Source organism: Jiella endophytica, from assembly GCF_004519335.1.
GTDB classification, from domain to species: Bacteria; Pseudomonadota; Alphaproteobacteria; order Rhizobiales; family Rhizobiaceae; genus Jiella; species Jiella endophytica.
In genome coordinates, this window is sequence record NZ_SOZD01000002.1 from 899,544 (window position 1) to 918,411 (window position 18,868).

Here is an 18,868-nt window from a genome sequence, read left to right on the forward strand (position 1 = left end):
TCCATGTCCGGCCGGCCCGGCGGCGGACCTCGCCCAGATTTGAGCGCCGGGTCGCGTTTTGCAAGGGCGCGAAGATGCGTGATTGCGTTAACCATGCCTCTTCGGGCTTCCTTAGCCAGACTGTCGCAGGATTTTCATCGAGCGCCCTGGCGACGAAGCGCCCAGGCACCGGACCGTGATCGCCGCATCCGGACCGGCTTCTCGACAAGCCCGATCAGGGCAGCTATTGCGGCGACGACATTCGAAGAGCCATCTATGAGCCGGCAACGAAGGCCGCCGGCTGGCGCCCCCGCAACGGGACATCCTCCCCGGCGACGGGACACCCTTCAAGGAACCGCTTCTTGACCGCTGGGCGCCGACCCTCATGACGCTTCTGGAACGCTACGTCTTCAAGCGCGCCCTGATGAATTCGCTCGGCGCGCTCGCCGCGCTGGTGCTGATCGTTTGGATCGTCCAGGCGCTCTCGCGGGTCGACGTCGTGAAGTCGACGGCATCGGCGGCGGGCAACGTCTTCTGGATCGCGCTGATGCTTTTGCCGGACCTGGCCGCCGGCATCGTCCCCTTCGCCATCCTGATCGGCTCCGTCCAGGCGCTGAACGGCCTCAATGCCGATTCGGAGCGGGCGGTGATGGCCGCCTCCGGCGCCTCGCCGAAGGTAGTGGCAAAGCCCGTCGTCATGCTCGGGCTCCTCGGCGGCATCGCCATCCTCCTCGTCGCCCATGTCGTCGGACCGATGTCCTCGCGGGCCTTTCGCGACGGTATCCGGGCGATCAATGCCGACACCATCACGCTCTTCCTGCAGCCCGGCCGTTTCGAGAAGGTGCAGGACGGGCTGGAACTGTCGATCGGCGCGGCGCGGGGCTCCAACATCAAGAGCCTGTTCATCGCCGACACCCGCGATCCGAAGACCGAGCTCATCTATTTCGCCCGCGAGGCGCGGATCGCCGAGGAGGACGGGCGCTCGCTGCTGCTGCTCAGCGACGGTCAGCTGCATCGCCGCGACATCAAGGATGGCTCGGTGGCGGTCGTCCAGTTCCAGTCCTATGCCTTCGATCTCGCCGATCTGAAGCCGGCGAGCCAGGGCGACTGGATCCGGACGTCCGAGCGCTCGACGGGCGACCTCATCTCGCCCAATCCCGCCGACAAGCTCTACCGCGAAAATCCCGGCTCGCTGACCGGCGAACTGACCGACCGGATGACCAACTGGCTCTACGCCGTCGCCTTCGCGCTCTGGGCGGTGGTGGTCGCGGCCCAGCCGCGCACCAACCGCCAGGCAAGCTCGGCGGCGATGACCCTCGGCCTTGCCGGCGGGCTTGGCCTCAAGGCGCTCGGCTTTCTGGTGATCGCGCAGATCGAGACGAGTTCGGCTTTCGTCTATCTCGCCTATCTCCTGCCGCTCAGCGCGATCGCGCTCGATGCCTGGCTGATCTACGCCAATGTCGACCTCAACGAATGGGTGGTGCTGCGCCGGACGATCGAGGCGATCCAGGCGGCCTGGCGCGCCGTCCTGCGGCCCTTCGAGACGCGCAAGGGCCAGGCCACGGGGGTCGGCCGATGAGGAACTTCACCCTCAACCGCTACTTCCTGCGGCTCTATCTCACCTCCTTCTTCTCGACGCTGATCGCCATCTTCGCGCTGATCTACCTCGTCGACATGATCGAGCTCAGCCGCCGCGGCCGCACCGAGGTCCTCGGCTTTCTCGGCGCCGCGAGCTATTCGGCGCTGCGCGTGCCCTCCTTCATGGAGCAGGCGCTTCCCTTCATCATCCTGTTCGCCTCGATCTTCACCCTCCTCAACCTCAACCGGCGGCTCGAACTCGTCGTCGCGCGCAGCGCCGGCGTGTCGATCTGGCAGATCCTGTTGCCATTCGCCTTCGGCTCTGTGCTGCTCGGCCTCGCCGCCACTTTCGCCTACAACCCCCTCGCCGCCTGGACGAAGGCGCGCGCCTCCAGCATCGAGGCCACGGTCTTCGGCGGTTCGCCGGACGAGCCCGGCGAGGAGATCTGGCTGCGACAGTCGGCCGGGGGGACGCGTTCGATCATCGGCGGCGCTGCGGTGACGCGGGGCGGCAGCGAGCTCAGGCATGTCAGCGCCTTCCTGTTCGGCGACGACGGCTCGATCACCCAGCGCATCGACGCCGACCAGGCGACGCTGGAGAACGGCCAGTGGGTGCTGGCAAGGCCGCGGGTGACGCGGATCGGCTATCCGCCGTCCTATCCCCAGCAGTTCCGCCTGCCGACCTCCCTCAAGCCGGAATATATCGAGCAGCGGGTGGCCGACCCCGAGGCGACGTCGGTGTGGAGGCTGCCGGGCGAGATCAAGGTCGCCGGCAGTCTCGGCCTCAATCCGATGGCCTTCGACATGCAGTACCAGACGCTGCTCGCCCGCCCGGCCCTGTTTCTCGCCATGACGTTGGTCGCTGCGACAGTTGGGACACGGTTCTCGAGAACCGCACAGGCGGGCAGCGCCATCGCCGCCGGAGTGCTGGCGGGCTTCACTCTCTACGTGGTAACGTTCCTCGCAAAGGCGCTGGGGAGCAACGACATCATTCCGCCAGTCGTCGCAGCATGGTTTCCGGTGTTGGCCGCAGGATCGTTGGGGGTAACGATGCTGCTCCATCAGGAGGATGGGTAGGCATGAAATCGAGGGGGACGTTCACCGCCGCGCCAGGCATGGCCTGGCTCCGGTCGTGGGCCATTCTTCTTGTCGGAACAATGCTTTGCGTGTTCGGCGGAGTAGCGGATGGTCGTGCCCAGCCGGCGCTGCCGACGGCTGCTTCGCTGCAGCAGAAGGACGCCAAGCTGTTTCTGGCCGCGGACACCGTCACCTATGACACCAAGGGCGACGTCGTCACTGCGACGGGTGGCGTGCAGATCGATTACGGCACTTACAAACTCGTCGCACGCAGGCTGATCTACAATCAGAAGACGCGGCGACTGCTCGCAATCGGCGATGTCGAGCTGCAACAGCCGGACGGGAATCGGATCTACGCCGACCAGATCGACGTCACCGACGACTTCCGCGACGGCTTCGTCGAGGCGCTGCGGCTGGAGACCCCCGAGGACACCCGCTTCGCCGCCGCCCAGGCGGTGCGCGAGAACGGTGACAAGACGATCTTCGATCGCGGCGTCTACACCGCCTGCAAGCCCTGCCGCGAACATCCCGAGCGGGCGCCGCTCTGGCAGATCAAGGCGCGCCAGATCATCTGGGACGAGAAGGAAAAGGTGATCCGCTATTACGGCGCGCATTTCGAACTGTTCGGCGCGCCGATCGCCTACCTGCCCTACTTCCAGTCGCCCGATCCGACGGTGAAGCGCCAGTCCGGCTTCCTCGCTCCGAGCTTCAAGAGTTCCGGCGATCTCGGCGTCGGCGTCCGGGTGCCGTATTTCATGGTGCTGAACGACAGCGCCGACGTCACCGTCGCCGGCACCTACTACACCAAGCAGGGCTTCCTCGGTGAGGCGGAATACCGCCAGGCCTTCGACAACGGCATGTTCACCCTGAAGACCGCCGGGATCATCCAGCAGGATCGCGGCGAGTTCATCAGCGACAACACCTATCGAAACGGCGTCCTGGTCGACGAATCGCCGGACTATTCGAAGGCGCGCGGCATGATCGGCTCGACGGGCAAGTTCGCCCTGTCCGATCGCTGGACCTTCGGCTGGGACATTCTCGCCCAGAGCGACGACAACTTCTCCAACACCTACGGGATCGACGGCTATTCGGATTCGCGGAGGGCCTCGGAGGTCTACCTCACCGGCCTCGGCGACCAGAGCTTCTTCGATCTCAGGGCCCAGAAGTTCGACTACCAGACCAACGATCGGGACCTGCCGGAGCAGCAGCCCTACGTGCTGCCGTCCTTCGACTACGAGCGGATCGAGCAGACGCCGGGCATCGGCGGCGAGTTGAAGTTCACCGGCAATCTCGCCTCGATCTACCGCAAGGACGACAGCTTCACCAAGATCTGCAACACTCATCTTTCGGGCGGCACCGACCCGCAGGACGACTGCGTCGATCCGTTCAACGGCAACAAGTTCAACCCGGACTATCTGCGCTACAGCGGCCTCGAAGGCGACTACACCCGCGGCACCGCCGAACTCGAATGGCGCAACAGCTACATCCTGCCGGTCGGCCTGGTGCTGACGCCGATCGCCTCGGTGCGCGGCGATCTCTACACCGCGGACATGTCGAGCGACGGCTCCAACCTGCCCTTCTATGCCGCCGGCACCAAGATCAGCGAAGATCCTTACGGCGCCGTCTCGATCGACGACAGCGGTGCCCGCGGCATGGCGACCGCCGCCCTCGAGGCGCGCTATCCCTATCTGATCGAAACGGCCCACAGCAGCCACGTCATCGAGCCGATCGCCCAGATCATCGCCCGGCCGAACGAGACCTCGATCGGCCAGCTGCCGAACGAGGACGCCCAGACCCTTGTCTTCAACACCGCCAACCTCTTCTCGCTCGACAAGTTCTCCGGCTACGACCGGATCGAGGGCGGCACCCGAGCGAATGTCGGGCTGAAATATGCCGGCAATTTCGAGGGCGGCTATTCGATCGACGCGGTGGTCGGCCAGTCCTACCAGCTTGCCGGCGTCAACTCCTATGCCCAGCGCGATCTCAGCCTCGTCGGCTACGATTCCGGCCTCGAGACCACCCGTTCGGACTATGTCGGCTCGGTGTCCTTCGGCATGCCGACGGGCGTTACCGTGGGAACGCAGGGTCGCTTCGACGAAGAGGACTTCTCGCTGCGCCGGGCCGACCTCTTCGGCTCCTATGAAGGACCGGTGACCAGCGGCTTCGTCGCCTATTCCTTCATCGCCGCCCAGCCGCTCTACGGGTCGATCGAGGATCAGAACCAGATCAGCACCGGCGCCTCGCTGAAGTTCGACCAGAACTGGACCGCCTACGGCACCCTCGCCTACGACATCAAGAACAGCAGCGTCATCCGCAGCGGCGTCGCCATCGGCTGGGCCAACGACTGCTATTCGATGCTGCTGTCCTACGAGGACGAGAATTCGAGCTATTCCTCCGACAGCGGCTCCTCGACGGTGATGTTCAAGGTCGGCCTCAGAACCCTGACGAGCTACAACGAGCCCTTCGACATCGGCCTCTGAGGTCTCGGAGGTCGGCCGGCATGGGGCGGCGGCGTGGACGCGCACGGCCGTCCGCACGCCGGCTCGCGCCTCAGCGGATCGCGGTGATCACGCTTTCGCCAAAGCTTTGGTGTTGATGCGTTTCATGCATCGCCGAAACGCCGCCGACCGGCCAAAATGCCCGAATTCACTTCTCATCAGGCTTGAACTCGCCTACACGGAGGCGGCCCCGGCTCGGTTTGCGACAGGCAAGGCGAGGTGGGCCGACGTTACGGCAGGAAGAATGACCTCGAAGGGGAGTTGAGAGCCTCGATGACGTTCAAGAAATTGGTTTCGGGACTGGCTGCCCTTGCGGCCCTCGTCGTCTTCGCACCGACCGGAAATTTCCTCGGCCCGCGACCGGCCATGGCAGCATCCGAAATTGCCGTCGTCGTCAACGGCATGCCGGTCACGACCTTCCAGATCCGGCAGCGGGCGGCATTCCTGAAGCTTCGCCGCGAAGGCGGCAATCTGACCTCGAAGGCGACCGACGAGCTGATCGACGAGGCGCTGAAGCAGCAGGAAATCCGGCGGCGTGGCATCAAGATCCCCGACGAGGCGGTCGAGCAGGCGTTCGAGAACTTCGCCAAGCAGAACAAGCTGACCGTCGCGCAGCTCACCGAGGTCCTGTCGCGATCCGGTTTTTCGGCCCAGGGCTTCAAGGACTACATCCGCGTCCAGATGGGCTGGGGCCAGGCGGTGCAGGCGAGCCTTCGCTCCAGCGACAGGATGAGCGAGCAGGACGCCGTGCAGCAGATGCTGGCACAGGGCGGCAAGAAGCCGAAGACGACGGAATACACCCTTCAGCAGGTGATCTTCGTGGTGCCGCCGGACGAGCGCGGTTCACAGATGTCCCGCCGCAAGCGGGAGGCGGAGGGCATGCGCGGCCGCTTCAACTCCTGCGACCGGACCTACGACATCGCCAAGGAACTGCGGGACGTAACCGTCCGCGATCTCGGCCGCGTCATGCAGCCGGAGCTTCCGCCCCGCTGGAAGGACGCGATCGAGCGGACCAGCGTCGGCAAGGCGACCCCGATCCAGGAGACCGAGCGCGGCGTCGAATTCATCGCCGTCTGCAACAGTCGTCAGGTGTCGGACGACAAGGCCGCGGCGATGGTGCTGCAGAATCAGGAGCTCGAGAAGCTCGGCAAGGGCGAATCCGGCCCCGACAAGGCGCTGCTCGAGAAGGTCAAGAAGAACGCGCAGATCATCCGCAAATGACGAGGCAGGGCCGGGCCGCGGCGCCACTCGCCGTGACGCTGGGCGAGCCCTCCGGCGTCGGCCCGGACATCGTCCTGGCGCTGCAGGCGGCCGGGTCTGGCAGCCTGCCGCCGCTCTTCGTCCTCGCCGATCCGGCAATGCTGACGGCGCGGGCCGAGCGCCTTGGCCTGACCTTGGGCATGTCCCCGATTGCCGGGCCCGAGGAGGTCGCGGACGTCGAACCGGGTACCCTCGCGGTGCTGCCGCTCTCGAACACCCAAGCGGAGACGCCGCGAACGCCGGATAGCCGCAATGGCGCTGGCACCATCGAGGCGATCGACCGGGCGACCGCGTTCGCCCTCGACGGCCGGGCCGCCGGCATCGTCACCGGGCCGATCGACAAGAAGGCGCTCTACGACGTCGGCTTCCGCCATCCCGGCCACACCGAATATCTTGCCGAGCTCTGCTCGCGGCGGACCGGAGCGCCGCTGACGCCGGTCATGCTGTTGACCGGGCCGGAGCTTTCCTGCGTGCCCGTCACCATCCACATCCCCCTCGCCGAGGTGCCGAAGCAGCTGACGACGGAGCTGATCGTTTCGACATGCCGGATCACCGCCGCGGACTACCGTCGCCGGCTCGGCGTCGCCAGCCCGCGTCTGGCAATTTCCGGCCTCAACCCGCATGCCGGCGAAAAGGGCGCGATCGGGAACGAGGACGAGCGCATCGTCCGCCCGGCCGTGGAGATCCTCAGGGCGGAAGGGATCGACGCCGTCGGTCCCCTGCCCGCCGACACGATGTTCCACCGCGAGGCCCGGGCGCTCTACGACGTTGCCATCTGCATGTATCACGACCAGGCGCTGATCCCGGCAAAGACCCTCGCCTTCGACAAGACCGTCAACGTCACGCTCGGCCTGCCGATTATCCGGACCTCGCCCGACCACGGCACCGCCGCCGACATCGCCGGCACCGGCAGGGCACGCCCGGACAGCTTCCGCGCCGCGATCGCCCTCGCCTGGCGGATGGCCGAGGCGGAAGCCACCACCCCCTCCGCCTGATGGCCGCGCCCGACGGCCTGCCGCCGCTGCGCGAGGTGATCGCCGCGCACGGTCTCAACCCGAAAAAGAGCCTCGGCCAGAACTTCCTGCTCGATCTCAACCTGACAGGCCGGATCGCAAGGCAGGCGCTGCCGCTCGACGCGGCGACCGTCGTCGAGGTCGGCCCCGGGCCCGGCGGGCTGACCCGAGCGCTGCTCGCCGAGGGCGCCCGGCGCGTCGTCGCCATCGAGAAGGATCCGCGCTGCATCGCGGCTCTTGAAGAAATTGCCGGGCACTATCCCGACCGCCTGGAGATCGTCTCGGCCGACGCGCTGGGCATCGATCTTGCCGGCCTTGCCGGGGACGGCCCGCTGAAGGTCGTCGCCAATCTCCCGTACAATGTCGGCACCCAGCTTCTGCTCAACTGGCTGACCGCCGAGTCCTGGCCGCCGGTCTGGGAGAGCCTGACGCTGATGTTCCAGAAGGAAGTCGCCGAGCGCATCGTCGCCGCGCCGGGAAGCCGGCATTACGGCCGGCTCGGCGTGCTCGCGGGCTGGCGCAGCCGCTCGCGGATCCTTTTCGACGTCTCGCCGGCGGCCTTCACGCCGCCGCCGAAGGTGACCTCGGCGGTGGTGCGGGTCGTTCCGAACGACAGCCCCGAGCCGGTGCCGCTGGCAGCCCTCGAAAAGGTCACGGCGGCGGCCTTTGGCCAGCGCCGCAAGATGCTGCGACAGAGCCTCAAGACACTCGGCGGCGAAGCGCTTCTCACCCGCGTCGGCATCGACCCGCAACGACGGGCGGAGACCCTGAGCGTTTCGGAATTCGTGCGCCTCGCCAACGCGCTCTGACGCCGCGGGCAGAAACGGACGCAAGCCGCCAGAGGCCGTCAGAGCTCGATCGTCAGTCCCGTCGAGGCGATGCGGGCGCCGGCAAATTCGGCGCTCACCGACTCCTGCAGCTCGGCCAGCCACTCGTCGGTCCGCGACACGTCGTGGTGATAGATCAGGAGCTGCGGCACGTCGGCGGCCCTGCAGAGGCGCACGCCATGCTGCCAGGTCGAATGGCCGAAGCCGAGATAGCGGGGAAATTCCTCGTCCGTATAGGTGCAGTCGTAGACCATCACGTCGGCGCCGGCGATGAAGCGGACGAGATCCTCGTCGATCCGGCCGGCTTCGTGCTCGGTGTCGGTGATGTAGCAGACCGAACGGCCGTCATAGTCGATCCGGTAGCCGACGGCACCGTTCGGATGGTTCAGCCGGAAGGTGCCGGCGACGATACCGTCGCCGAGATCGATGACGTCGGGAGGTCGGAAGTCGAGATAGTCGATCTTCGCGGCGAACTGCTTCGGCTTGACCGGGAAATAGGGGGGGCACATGAAGCCCTCGACCATCGCCCGGCAGGTCGTGCGGTCGAGAAAATGACCGGCATAGATCCGCGCCGCGACGTGATCCTTGTAGAGCGGGATCAGGAAGGGCAGGCCCATGATGTGGTCGAAGTGGCAATGGGTGAGGAGGATGTCGAAACCGTTCACGCGCTTCTCTTCATAGAGCTTGCGCCCGGCGGCGACGAGGCCGGTTCCGGCGTCGAGAAAAATGGTCCTCTCGCCGCAGTTGAGTTCGATGCAGCTGGTGTCGCTGCCGAATCGGGTATTGGCTGCCGCCGGCGCGGGTATAGAGCCGCGCGCGCCCCAGACGGTCAGCGCAAATCGGTTCATCTCGGGCGCCCCTGTCCCGCCGCCACATTGCGCGCCCGCACCAGTTCCTCGTTGGTGTGGGTGAGCCTTTCCGCGAGGCCCCGCATCACCTCGGTGGCGATCTCCGGAAACTGCCGGACCAGCTGCAGGAAGGCCTCCTTGCGGACCCTCAGCGCCGAGAGCCGGGATTTCGCCGTCACCGTCGCGGTGCGCGGCACGTCGCAGAGGATGGAGATTTCGCCGACGACATCGCCGGTCTTCAGCGAGGCGACCACGAAATCGCCGGCTTCCGCGGCGATGGAGACGTCGGCCTCGCCTTCCATCAGGACATAGGCGGCGTCGCCGGTCTCGCCCTGTCGGCAGAGCACCTGGCCCGGCCGGTAGGTGACGGTTTCGGCCGTGTAGGCGATCAGTTTCAGCCGCGCCGGCTCGATACCGGCGAACAGCGGAACCGCCCGCAAGAGGTCGATCTCCGATTTCAGAAGCATCGTCTTCGATCCTTGCTCATGGACTCTCCCGGACGCCGGTCCCGATCGAATGCTTCATGCACAAACTCATCTCGGATACGGCTCCGTCCTCATGCCGGACGCATCCTTTCGAACCTCTGCTGCCCCGACTGGCGATCGCGCCGCGGGGAGGACACCGGCCGAACTTGGCACGTCTGCGACGACCGCATCAATAGCCTAGCACTGGAGCCTTCCCGGCGGATGCCGGACGCCGTCGCACCATGCGATCCCTTGTCATATGGGGATTGTGCCAGAAACACCCTTACATAACCTCCACCGGTTCCGCCCCAGCGCTTTCGAGCCCCTGCATCCGGCCTTCCCGGAACTCGACCGTCCGCTGGAAGAGATCAGCGTGGTCGGCATGGGTCAGCACCCAGAGGATCGTCTGGCCGGGGGTATCGAGGCTCGAACGCGATTTGATGACGGCGAGCGTGATGCGCCGCTGGGTCTCGCCGTCGAGGGCCGAGAGCGGACGGTTGAACACCAGGAGGTCCGGCCGCTTGAGGAGCGCGCGGGCCAGCGTCAGCTTCTGCTGCTGGCCGGCCGAGAGGCGCTTGGCGCCGCTGCCGATGTCGAAGGACAGGCCGAGATCGAAGACCACGTCGAAGAGGCCGGTCTCGTGCAGGGTCTCCGACAGAACCGCGTTGATGCGGCCCGGCGCCTCGGCATAGCGGGTGACGATACGGCCGAACAGGATGTTGTCCTGCAGGCTCGCGGCGCGGTTGATCGCCGCCGCGTCGTGGTGGGACACCGCACCGGCGAGATCGGGACCGAGACCGTCGGAGAAATGATCGCGTGCCTTGACGATCTCCGAGCGCAGCGTGTCGTCGAGGAGGCCGAGGCGGTGGCGCGGCTCGACATAGCCGAAGGCGAGGCGCTGGAAGGCGCGCCTGTCGCGCTCCTCGCGCTTTGCATCGCCCTCCACCCGGCGCAGCGCCGCGCGATAGGTCTCGACGTCCTCGGGCGACATCAGGTCGATGTCCTCGAGCAGCGGGTTGTCGGCGGACAGATCGCCGAAGATCTCGATCACCGTCTCGGCGATCTGGCGGCCCATCAGGAACAGCTTCTCGTCGAGGCCGGTCGCCTCGAGCGCCGCCTGCACCGACGGGCGTTCGGCAAGCGGCGCCTCGGCGTCGGCGTCGGGATCGGCGGTGCCGAAGACGAGGTTCTCGAAGACCGTCGCGTAGTCGGAATAGCGGCTCTTGTCGAAGCTCTCGAAATAGTCCTCGTCGCCGCCCTCGATCAGGAACTGGCGGAACCGCGCCCGCGCATTGAGGATCTGGTCGGCAATGCCGTCGGAGAGGGTCTCCGGCAGTTTGCCGCGCAGGCCGAATCTGGCGATCTCGCCCTTCAGCTCGACGAGGTCGAGGACCTCGGCCATCCGGGCCGGCAGCGCCTCTGGGCCCGACACGCCGGCCGCCTGGTAGTCGATCCAGTCGTCGCGGATGTCGAGGTCGAGATTGCCGGAAAGCCGTGCCTCCTCCAACCGCTCCGCCTCGGCCCGGTCGTGGCGGTCGAGATGGCGGTACGGCACATGCTTGAGGCCGTAGGTCAGCGCGTCGCGAACGCTCATCTGCGGCAGGAACAGGCCCGAGGTGGAATAGCCGAGGCGCCGCCCGGGGATCGAGTCTGGCATCGTGTCAAGCGACATGCCGGCATAGGCGATCCGCCCGCCCGCCGGCTGCAGCAGCCGCACCAGCGCATCGGCGAGATATTCGCCGCCGCCGCCCGGCGGCCCGACGACCGCCACCGTCTCGCCCGGCACGAGCTTCAGCGTCGTCGGATAGAGCAGCTCGTTGCCGGAATCGTCGGTCACCTTGAGACCGGTCACCGTCATCTCGCCTTCGAGCCTTGGCGGCACGTCGAAGCTGACCTTTTGCAGATCCGGCGAGATCAGGTCCGACATGACGAACTGCTCGCGGATCTGGGCGTATTTCGACTGGACGTCGACCCGGTACTGGTCCCAGGCGATCAGCTCCTTCAGCGGCGACGGCAGGTCCTTGTAGGCGGCGATGACCGCGACGAGCTGGCCGATGTCGAGCCGGCCGGTGATCACCAGATAGCCGCCGCCGAGATAGAAGATGAACGGTGTCATCTGGGCGAGCAGGTTGTTGAGAAAGTTCACGAAGAACTTCCACTGGTAGAAGTCGTAGCGGATCTTCAGGATCTTGCCGAGGCGGTCGCCGAGCTCGGCGCGCTCGTAGTTCGAGGTGTCGTTGGTGCGGATCGAGGCGATGCCCTCGACCACCTCGCCGATGCGCCCGGACAAGATACGCGCCGTCAGCTGGCGGTTGCGGGCGAGGACGACTAGCCGGCGGCGCATGCGCGGGATCATGACGATCTGCACCAGCACCACCGAGCCGGCGACGAGGCCCAGCCAGAAATTCTGCAGGACGATGAAGAACAGCGCCGTCAGCGCCTGGCTCATCAGCAGAGCCGGATCGGCAAAGGCGCTGCCGCCGAAGCCGCCGACCGGCTCGGTCTCGTCCTTGATCATCGAGGCGATCTCGGAGCCGCGCACATGCTTGAAGCGGCCGGAGGGAAAGCGCAGCACCCTGTCGACCAGCTGATAGCGCAACCGCCGCAGAAGCCGCTCGCCGAGCTTGCCCTTGTAGGTCGAGATGTAGAACTTGAAGAGCCCGTTGACGATGACGAAGAACAGGAAGCTCAGCGACAGGGCGACGAGCACCCCGAGACGGTCGAGATCCATGCCGGGAAACAGCGGGATCTCGCCGCCGCCGAGAAAGCCCGGCAGCGGGATGGCGAAGTCGAACAGCGTCTGGGTCTGGCCCGGCTGCCAGTTGCCCTGGATCGGGCCGTTGACGATGCGCTTCGGCAGGTCGAGCGTCAGATAATAGAGCGGCAGCGATACGGCCAGGACGCCGAACAGCCACAGCTGCTGGCTGCGGGTGTAGCGCCAGACATAGCGGAAGACGCTCTCGTCGAGCTCGTCTGCCGGCTTCATGTCCGCAGCTCCGTCCCCGACGGCTTGACGGGTGGGCGCTCGTCGGAGAGGAAATCGAGATTGGCGGCGCGGACGAAATGGCCCGGGCGCGCCTCGAGAAGCTGTGGCATCGGAATGTCCCTGGCGATCGTGAAGGGCGCCGCCCAGTCTCGCCGGCCGATCAGCCCGACCTCCGGAAGGTTGGAGAAATCGAGCGGGCGGGCGAGATCGGCATGCGGCACCGCCTCGATCAGCATTTTCGTGTAGGGATGCAAGGGTTCGCGGAACAGCTCGGCCCGCGGCGCCAGCTCGACCACCGCGCCGTCGCACATCACGACGATCCGGTCGGCGATGTGGTTCACCACCGCGAGATTGTGGGTGATGAAGACGTAGGTGAGCCCCGACAGCCGTTGCAGATCCTTCAGGAGATTGAGGATCTGCGCCTGGACGGAGACGTCGAGCGCCGCCACCGGCTCGTCGCAGATGAGGATCTCGGGCTCGAGCGCCAGCGCGCGGGCAATCCCGATGCGCTGGCGCTGGCCGCCGGAAAAGCTGTGGGGGTAGCGCGAGGCAAAGCTCGGCTCGAGGCCGACGGCGGCCAGCAGCCGCTCGACCCTCTCGCGGCGCTCGCCGGTCTCGCAGACGCCGTGGATTTCCAGCGGCTCGGCGAGGATCGCGCCCACCGTCATGCGCGGGTCGAGCGAGGAGAACGGATCCTGGAAGACGTATTGCATACGCTTCCTGACCGTGAACATCGTCTCGCGGTCGGCCGAGACGAGATCGACCGGGCCGTCGTCGCCATTTAGCACGATCGACCCCTCGTCGACCGGGACCGCGCGCATCAGCGCCCTGGCGAGCGTCGTCTTGCCCGAGCCGGATTCGCCGACGAGGCCGAGGCATTCGCCCCGCCTGACCGTCAGCGACACGTCAGCGAGCGCCCGGATCACCCGCGCCGGCGCCCGGCCGACCAGCCGCCGGTCGCCGCGGAGGGAAAAGCTCTTCGACAGGCCTTGCGCTTCCAGGATCGGCTCGCCCTTCGGCCCGCTCGCCTTCGGCTTCACCAGGACGTCGGCATCGATCTTGATCTCGCGGATCGGCTTCAGCCGGCGCTGCTCGGCGTCGGAAAAGTCCGGCACGGCCTTCATCAGCGAGACGAGATAGGGGTGCGACGGACGCGAGAAGATCGTCTCCACCGGGCCGGATTCGACGATCCGGCCATGATGCATCACCACCACCTCCTCGGCGAGGTTGGCAACGACGCCGAGGTCGTGGGTGATCAGCAGGAGCGCCATGCCGAGCTCGGCCTGCAGATCCTTCAAAAGCTTGAGGATCTGCGCCTGCAGCGTGACGTCGAGGGCGGTGGTCGGCTCGTCGGCGATCAGCAGCGGCGGCCGGCACATCAGCGCCATGGCGATCATCGCCCGCTGGCGAAGGCCGCCGGACAGCTCGAAGGGATACATGCGCATCGCCCGGGCCGGTTCGGGAAAGCGCACGAGCCTCAGCGTCTCGGCGGTCAGCTCGGCGATCTCTGCCTTCGAGGCATTGCGGTGGATCGCCGCCATCTCGCCGATCTGGTCGCCGAGAGTGTGGAGCGGCGAGAACGCCGTCATCGGCTCCTGGAAGACCAGCGCGATGGAGCGCCCGCGGATCGAGCGGAACTGCGGCGACGCGCGCGGGATCGCCGCGAGGTCGACTTCGCCGAGTTCGGCGTCGCGAAACAGGATGCGTCCCGAGGTGATGACGCCGTTCTTCGGCAACAGGCCGAGGATCGCCTGGGAGGTGACCGACTTGCCGGAGCCCGATTCGCCGACGAGGGCGACGGTGCGGCCGGGCGCGATCGCCATCGAGAATCCCGCCACCGCCTTGGTGGTGCCGGCCATGGAGCGGAACTCGACGGACAGATCCTCGACCGAGAGGAGCGCCGTTGCCGCGCGGTCTGCGTGAACGGGGACCAATGGCGATGCCGGTGGCGAAAGCATCGCTGCATCACTCATCAAGCCACTTCCCTTGCCTTCGCCGCCTGGCGGCGGAACGCGTCGCCTCCCTTGTTGGAGACGTTAGTTGCATTATCACGACAGAGACCGCGGATCGCCAGAGGAATCGTCGACAAATGCATTGCGGCGGTGTGTGTGTACACGTTATATATCTACAAATGAGCTTCAATGGAGCCGGCGCATATTCTCGTCGAATGGGACGAGGTGAAAGCCTCGACGAATTTCGCCAAGCATGGCGTCGCGTTCGTGGACGCGGCAAAGATATTCGCTGGGCCGTTCGTCCGGAGAAGGGACGACAGGCGGGACTATGGCGAGGACCGTTTCCGGGCAATCGGCTCGGACAAGACGCGGGTGCTCGTCGTGATCTACACTCTCCGCGGCGACACCGTCCGGTTGATCTCGGCCTGGAAGGCAGGACGACATGACCAAAGAAAATATCGTCAGATACTCGCTGAACGAACTGTTGAGTAAGGACGGCGGGACGCAGGACGACGCTCCCGAAGGGCCTGAGCTCGGCCCAGACTTCTGGGCAACGGCCGAACTCGTCGTGCCGCGCGCGAAAAAATCCATTCATCTGCGCATCGACCAGGAGGTCTACGACTTCTTCAAGTCGCAAGGGCCTGGCCATCTGACCCGAATGGGTGCCGTTCTCAGATCCTATGTCGAGGCGCAAAGGCGCTCCTGAGAGCCCAGGCGAGCGTCCGAATTTCAACCGGTGACCAGCTTTTCGATGGCGGCGGCGGTCGCCTCGGCGCCTTCGAGGTCGATCGACGGCGCCGGCCGGTCGCGGCGGGCATCGGCCCTTGCAATCGCGGCGGCCAGATTTTCCGGCGAGAGCGCCGCCCCGTCGACGACATCGATGAGGCCGAGTTCCGCCATCCGCGCCGAGCGGAAGGCCTGTTCGGTCTCCTCGCCGTCGTCATAAGGCACGACGACCGCCGGGATCTTCGCCCGCATCAGGTTCATCACCGTGTTGTAGCCGGCCTGCGAGATCGACAGATAGCCGCCATCGAGCAGCGCCTGGAAGCGCGGCGAGAACCGCTCGATGATGGTGCGCTCGTCGGCATGGGCCGTCAGCGTCTCGAAGTCGGCCTCGCTCGCCCGCGCCCCGGCAAGGACGTGCCAGACCTTGTCCCTGATATGCGGCGGGCAGAGAGCCCGCGCGCCGAGTGCGGTCCTGAGCAGCGGCCCTGCGGCGGCCCCACCGCCGGCCGAGACGATCACCCGGTCGTTCGCCTCGATCGCGCCGCGCTCCGCCGCCTCGGTGACGTAGCCCGTATAGGTGACGAGGTCGGCGATCTCGTCGGCATGGGGATAGGTCTCGCCGAAGGTGAAGAGCGTCGGGTCCGAATGGACGAGCACGGCTGCAAGGTGTCGGCGCGCCAGCTCGGCGGCATATTGCGCCCGTTCGGGATGCTTGGTCTTGACCAGGATGTCGCGCACCGAGGTGACGCATTTCACGCCGTCTCGGCTCGCCCGCTCGATCAGCGGGACCAGCTCGAACTGGAACCGCCAGCGGCCGAAGGGAAACATCTCCATCAGGACGACGTCGGGCCGGACCGATTCATAGACATCGAGCAGTGCCTTCGTCCGCGCGTCCTTCCACTCCGGGGTGATCGGCTTTCCGCCGTCATCATAGAGCACCTTGAAGTCGGCGCCCTCGATGGAAACCGGTGGCAGCTCGACCACCGTCGCCTCGCTGAACGGCATCTGCGGCACCGGATGGCCGCCGAGCGCGACGGTCACCTCGATGCCCCGCGCCGTCATCGCCCGGGTGATCAGCTCGCCGCGGCGCAGATGCCCGACCCCGAGGAGATGCTGGACATGAAAGAGAACCCGCATCAGACGGCCCTTTTGATGGAATGAGGAGTGTCGTCGCGGGCGCGAAACCGGGCGACCGCGCGGCCGATCTCGCGATCGAGGCTCGCCGCGGCGGCGGCGATGTCGTGCCGGTCCGCCGCGTGCTGCCGCGCCGCCGCCGAAAATGCCGCGCGGCGGACGGGATCGAGGAGGCTGCGGACCGCAGCCGCAAAGGCGGCCGCATCGCCCGAAGCCGGCAACAGACCGGTCCTCCCCTCGTCGACGACGGCGGCGACACCGGGGCTCGTTCCCGCGACGACCGGCAGACCGGCCGCCTGCGCCTCGATCAGTGCCATGCCGAAGGCTTCCTTCACCGCCGGCCAGACGGAGAGGTCGCAGGCGGCAAGAAGCGCCGGCATGTCTTCGGCCGCGACCTCGCCGAGAAACGTCGCCCGGACGCCTCTCACCGAGAAGCTCCGCCGCACTTTGGCTTCGGCCGGCCCACTCCCAGCCACCAGCAGTTCGAAGCCTTCGTCATCGAGCAGCGAGAGGGCCTCGGCGAGAAGCCGGTATGACAGAAGCTTCTGGTCGGCGCGCATCATCGCCGCCGCCACCAGCCACGGCCGCGCCGGACTAAGGCCGTATCTCTCGGCGAGGCGCGCGTGACTCGCCTGGCGATCCTTTGCCGCCGCAAGAAACGGCGTTGCATCGATGAAGGGCGCCAGCGCCGCCATCGGCACGCCCGGTCTCAGATGCGGCAACACGCCGGCGGCATCGTTCGGGTTCAGCTTCACGACCAGATCGGCTCGGGCGAGCGCCGCAAGGCTGGCATCGAGGCCGGCATCGTAGGGCCCGCCCCGCTGCTTGCCGGCGACGGACGCCTCGGCGACGATATAGGGAATGCCGAGAGCCGAGGCGATGGCCGGCCCGAGATGGTCCGGCGCCTTGTGATAGAGATGATAGGTGAACCAGAGGTCCGGCCGCGCGGCGCCCTGATCGATGCGGCGCAGGAGACGCCCGGCGCAACCTTTGCCGAGGGCGGCGAGCCGCGCCTGACGCCGAGGGTCGCCGCGATCGTAGCTGCGAAAGCGCGAGGCGACTTCGACCTCGTGACCGGCCATGCGAAGGGCCGCGACGAAGTTGCGGGCGACGAGGCGGTCGCCCGAGGGCGTCGGGTCGTCCGGCGCCTTCATCGGCGCGTAGAAGGCAATCCTCATGAGCGGCCGGCGCCGGCAACCTGAAGCGGCGGCTGTGCGCCGCGCCGCGGCCGGGAGTGCACCCCCTCCGGCCGTCCCTCGGCGACGATCGCGTCGACGAGGCGGCGGATCGTCTCGACGCCGCCGAGGAGCTTTGGAATGGCCGCCGCCTGCGGCCGGCTCTGGCCCGGCAGCGCCCGGATCGCCCCGGCCATGATCGCGGCGTTCTCGACCTCGTCGTCGAGCAGCATGCGGGCAAGGCCGAGCTCCTCGGCCCGCGAAGCCCGGATGAACTGCTCGAGGCGGGGATGCCGCCGCGGCACGATCACCGCCGGCTTGTCGAAGGAGAGGATCTCGCAGAAGGTGTTGTAGCCGCCCATGGCGACGACGCCTTCGGCGCGCTCGAAGAGCGGCTCGATCGAGGCGGCGAAGGTGATGAGATCGACGCTGGGGAGCTTCGCCGCGCGGGTCTGGAAGTCCGCGGCAAACCCCGTTTCCATGAACGGGCCGAGGACGATCTTCGCCCGCACCCCGATCTTCTCGTCGCTTTCATAGGCCCTGAGCACCCAGTCGACGAGCCGGGCGCCGTCGCCGCCGCCGCCGGTGGTGACCAGCACGAAGGGCCGCTCGCCGATCCTGATCTGGTCGGGCAGCGCGCCGGAAGGCTCGTCCGCTCGCGGCAGATAGCCGGTGAACACCGCCCGGTCGCGCACCCCTTGCGAGATGCCGATGCCGTCGAGCGGATCGCAGACCTGCGGCAGGCCATAGACCCAGACATCGTCATAGAGCTGTTCGACGGCGTCGAAGGCGCCCTTGCGGTTCCATTCGTCGGCGAGCCGCGAGGGCTCGTCCATGATGTCGCGCAGGCCGAGGACGAGGCGGCAGCCGGTGGTCTTGAGGAAGTCGAGGCTCTCGGCCACCTCGCCGCGCATGCCGAGCGGCTCCTTGTCGACCAGGAAGATGTCCGGGTCGAAGATCTCCGCCGTCTTCTTGATGATCGCCGAGCGGATCTCGGTGAGGTCTTCGATCGAGAGGCCCGGATTGGACGGCGCGTAACTGTCCGCCCCGAGCTTGACGACGCCGGGCACGCGGATGAAGTCGACCTGCGGCGGGAAGCTGAACGAGCCGACCATCGGCGAGCCGGCGACGATCAGGATGGAGACGTCCGGACGATGGGCGACGAGCGCCTGTGCGATCACCCGCGACCGGCGCAGATGGCCGAGCCCGAAGGTGTCGTGGCTATAGATCAGGATGCGGGGAGAGCGAGACTGCATGGCAACTCCTGACGCAGCCCTGACTGATGCGGAAACAGGTCCAGTGGCCGTCCTTCGCCGCCCCTGCCTGCCGAAGCGATCGTGGCCGGCGGACT

The 18,868-nt window shown here is 66.9% G+C and carries 15 protein-coding genes; 8 read left to right on the forward strand and 7 right to left on the reverse strand.

Annotation, left to right across the window (positions count from 1 at the left end; translation table 11 throughout):
- Nucleotides 1-364 precede the first annotated feature (364 nt).
- From E3C22_RS09220 to rsmA, 6 genes are all read left to right on the forward strand, one after another.
- The gene (locus E3C22_RS09220; protein WP_134761686.1) at nucleotides 365-1,558 is read left to right on the forward strand and encodes an LptF/LptG family permease; all 1,194 of its coding nucleotides are present in this window, start codon (nucleotides 365-367) and stop codon (nucleotides 1,556-1,558) included.
- The gene (gene lptG / locus E3C22_RS09225) at nucleotides 1,555-2,634 is read left to right on the forward strand and encodes an LPS export ABC transporter permease LptG (RefSeq protein WP_134761687.1); all 1,080 of its coding nucleotides are present in this window, start codon (nucleotides 1,555-1,557) and stop codon (nucleotides 2,632-2,634) included. The genes E3C22_RS09220 and lptG overlap by 4 nt, the downstream gene beginning before the upstream one ends.
- Nucleotides 2,635-2,714: 80 nt before the next feature.
- Nucleotides 2,715-5,114, forward strand: a complete 2,400-nt coding sequence (locus E3C22_RS09230; RefSeq protein WP_245514862.1) for an LPS-assembly protein LptD — start codon at nucleotides 2,715-2,717, stop codon at nucleotides 5,112-5,114.
- A 291-nt stretch (nucleotides 5,115-5,405) separates the two neighbouring features.
- Complete coding sequence (locus E3C22_RS09235) at nucleotides 5,406-6,353, forward strand: SurA N-terminal domain-containing protein (RefSeq protein ID WP_134761688.1); 948 nt, start codon at nucleotides 5,406-5,408, stop codon at nucleotides 6,351-6,353.
- Nucleotides 6,350-7,387, forward strand: coding sequence for a 4-hydroxythreonine-4-phosphate dehydrogenase PdxA (pdxA, locus tag E3C22_RS09240; protein ID WP_134761689.1), 1,038 nt, complete (start codon nucleotides 6,350-6,352; stop codon nucleotides 7,385-7,387). The genes E3C22_RS09235 and pdxA overlap by 4 nt, the downstream gene beginning before the upstream one ends.
- Nucleotides 7,387-8,214 (forward strand): 16S rRNA (adenine(1518)-N(6)/adenine(1519)-N(6))-dimethyltransferase RsmA, encoded by an 828-nt coding sequence (rsmA, locus tag E3C22_RS09245; protein ID WP_134761690.1) that lies wholly within the window; start codon nucleotides 7,387-7,389, stop codon nucleotides 8,212-8,214. Before pdxA ends, rsmA begins: the two co-directional genes overlap by 1 nt.
- A gap of 38 nt (nucleotides 8,215-8,252) precedes the next feature.
- Here the strand turns inward: rsmA and E3C22_RS09250 are convergent, their stop codons facing one another.
- The 4 genes from E3C22_RS09250 to E3C22_RS09265 form a co-directional block, all read right to left on the reverse strand.
- Entirely contained in the window at nucleotides 8,253-9,080 is an 828-nt protein-coding gene (locus E3C22_RS09250) for an MBL fold metallo-hydrolase (RefSeq protein ID WP_134761691.1), read from the reverse strand.
- The gene (locus E3C22_RS09255; protein WP_134761692.1) at nucleotides 9,077-9,547 is read right to left on the reverse strand and encodes a cyclic nucleotide-binding domain-containing protein; all 471 of its coding nucleotides are present in this window, start codon (nucleotides 9,545-9,547) and stop codon (nucleotides 9,077-9,079) included. Before E3C22_RS09255 ends, E3C22_RS09250 begins: the two co-directional genes overlap by 4 nt.
- Before the next feature lie 280 nt (nucleotides 9,548-9,827).
- Nucleotides 9,828-12,530: an ABC transporter ATP-binding protein gene (locus E3C22_RS09260; protein WP_134761693.1), complete on the reverse strand. Its 2,703-nt coding sequence runs from the start codon at nucleotides 12,528-12,530 to the stop codon at nucleotides 9,828-9,830.
- Nucleotides 12,527-14,503: an ABC transporter ATP-binding protein gene (locus tag E3C22_RS09265; protein WP_134761694.1), complete on the reverse strand. Its 1,977-nt coding sequence runs from the start codon at nucleotides 14,501-14,503 to the stop codon at nucleotides 12,527-12,529. The genes E3C22_RS09260 and E3C22_RS09265 overlap by 4 nt, the downstream gene beginning before the upstream one ends.
- Nucleotides 14,504-14,671: 168 nt before the next feature.
- On the opposite strand from E3C22_RS09265, the gene E3C22_RS09270 reads away from it, so the two are divergent.
- On the forward strand, nucleotides 14,672-14,974 hold the full coding sequence (locus E3C22_RS09270; RefSeq protein ID WP_245514863.1) for a BrnT family toxin: 303 nt from the start codon (nucleotides 14,672-14,674) through the stop codon (nucleotides 14,972-14,974).
- Nucleotides 14,925-15,188 carry a BrnA antitoxin family protein gene (locus tag E3C22_RS09275; protein ID WP_134761695.1) on the forward strand — a complete coding sequence of 88 codons (264 nt, stop codon included), beginning with the start codon at nucleotides 14,925-14,927 and terminating at the stop codon, nucleotides 15,186-15,188. Before E3C22_RS09270 ends, E3C22_RS09275 begins: the two co-directional genes overlap by 50 nt.
- Before the next feature lie 23 nt (nucleotides 15,189-15,211).
- Here the strand turns inward: E3C22_RS09275 and E3C22_RS09280 are convergent, their stop codons facing one another.
- From E3C22_RS09280 to E3C22_RS09290, 3 genes are read right to left on the reverse strand one after another with little or no spacing between them, the layout of a single operon-like run.
- Nucleotides 15,212-16,345, reverse strand: a complete 1,134-nt coding sequence (locus E3C22_RS09280) for a glycosyltransferase family protein (protein WP_134761696.1) — start codon at nucleotides 16,343-16,345, stop codon at nucleotides 15,212-15,214.
- The gene (locus tag E3C22_RS09285) at nucleotides 16,345-17,520 is read right to left on the reverse strand and encodes a glycosyltransferase family 4 protein (RefSeq protein WP_134761697.1); all 1,176 of its coding nucleotides are present in this window, start codon (nucleotides 17,518-17,520) and stop codon (nucleotides 16,345-16,347) included. Before E3C22_RS09285 ends, E3C22_RS09280 begins: the two co-directional genes overlap by 1 nt.
- Nucleotides 17,517-18,773, reverse strand: a complete 1,257-nt coding sequence (locus tag E3C22_RS09290) for a glycosyltransferase family protein (RefSeq protein ID WP_134761698.1) — start codon at nucleotides 18,771-18,773, stop codon at nucleotides 17,517-17,519. Before E3C22_RS09290 ends, E3C22_RS09285 begins: the two co-directional genes overlap by 4 nt.
- Between the last annotated feature and the right edge of the window lie 95 nt (nucleotides 18,774-18,868).

Excerpts from the sequence above, each read along its gene's own strand:
- E3C22_RS09220 (WP_134761686.1), top strand. The coding sequence starts at position 365 with ATGACGCTTCTGGAACGCTACGTCTTCAAGCGCGCCCTGATGAATTCG.
- lptG (WP_134761687.1), top strand. The coding sequence starts at position 1,555 with ATGAGGAACTTCACCCTCAACCGCTACTTCCTGCGGCTCTATCTCACC.
- E3C22_RS09230 (WP_245514862.1), top strand. The coding sequence starts at position 2,715 with ATGCTTTGCGTGTTCGGCGGAGTAGCGGATGGTCGTGCCCAGCCGGCG.
- E3C22_RS09235 (WP_134761688.1), top strand. The coding sequence starts at position 5,406 with ATGACGTTCAAGAAATTGGTTTCGGGACTGGCTGCCCTTGCGGCCCTC.
- pdxA (WP_134761689.1), top strand. The coding sequence starts at position 6,350 with ATGACGAGGCAGGGCCGGGCCGCGGCGCCACTCGCCGTGACGCTGGGC.
- rsmA (WP_134761690.1), top strand. The coding sequence starts at position 7,387 with ATGGCCGCGCCCGACGGCCTGCCGCCGCTGCGCGAGGTGATCGCCGCG.
- E3C22_RS09250 (WP_134761691.1), bottom strand. The coding sequence starts at position 9,080 with ATGAACCGATTTGCGCTGACCGTCTGGGGCGCGCGCGGCTCTATACCC.
- E3C22_RS09255 (WP_134761692.1), bottom strand. The coding sequence starts at position 9,547 with ATGCTTCTGAAATCGGAGATCGACCTCTTGCGGGCGGTTCCGCTGTTC.
- E3C22_RS09260 (WP_134761693.1), bottom strand. The coding sequence starts at position 12,530 with ATGAAGCCGGCAGACGAGCTCGACGAGAGCGTCTTCCGCTATGTCTGG.
- E3C22_RS09265 (WP_134761694.1), bottom strand. The coding sequence starts at position 14,503 with ATGAGTGATGCAGCGATGCTTTCGCCACCGGCATCGCCATTGGTCCCC.
- E3C22_RS09270 (WP_245514863.1), top strand. The coding sequence starts at position 14,672 with ATGGAGCCGGCGCATATTCTCGTCGAATGGGACGAGGTGAAAGCCTCG.
- E3C22_RS09275 (WP_134761695.1), top strand. The coding sequence starts at position 14,925 with ATGACCAAAGAAAATATCGTCAGATACTCGCTGAACGAACTGTTGAGT.
- E3C22_RS09280 (WP_134761696.1), bottom strand. The coding sequence starts at position 16,345 with ATGCGGGTTCTCTTTCATGTCCAGCATCTCCTCGGGGTCGGGCATCTG.
- E3C22_RS09285 (WP_134761697.1), bottom strand. The coding sequence starts at position 17,520 with ATGAGGATTGCCTTCTACGCGCCGATGAAGGCGCCGGACGACCCGACG.
- E3C22_RS09290 (WP_134761698.1), bottom strand. The coding sequence starts at position 18,773 with ATGCAGTCTCGCTCTCCCCGCATCCTGATCTATAGCCACGACACCTTC.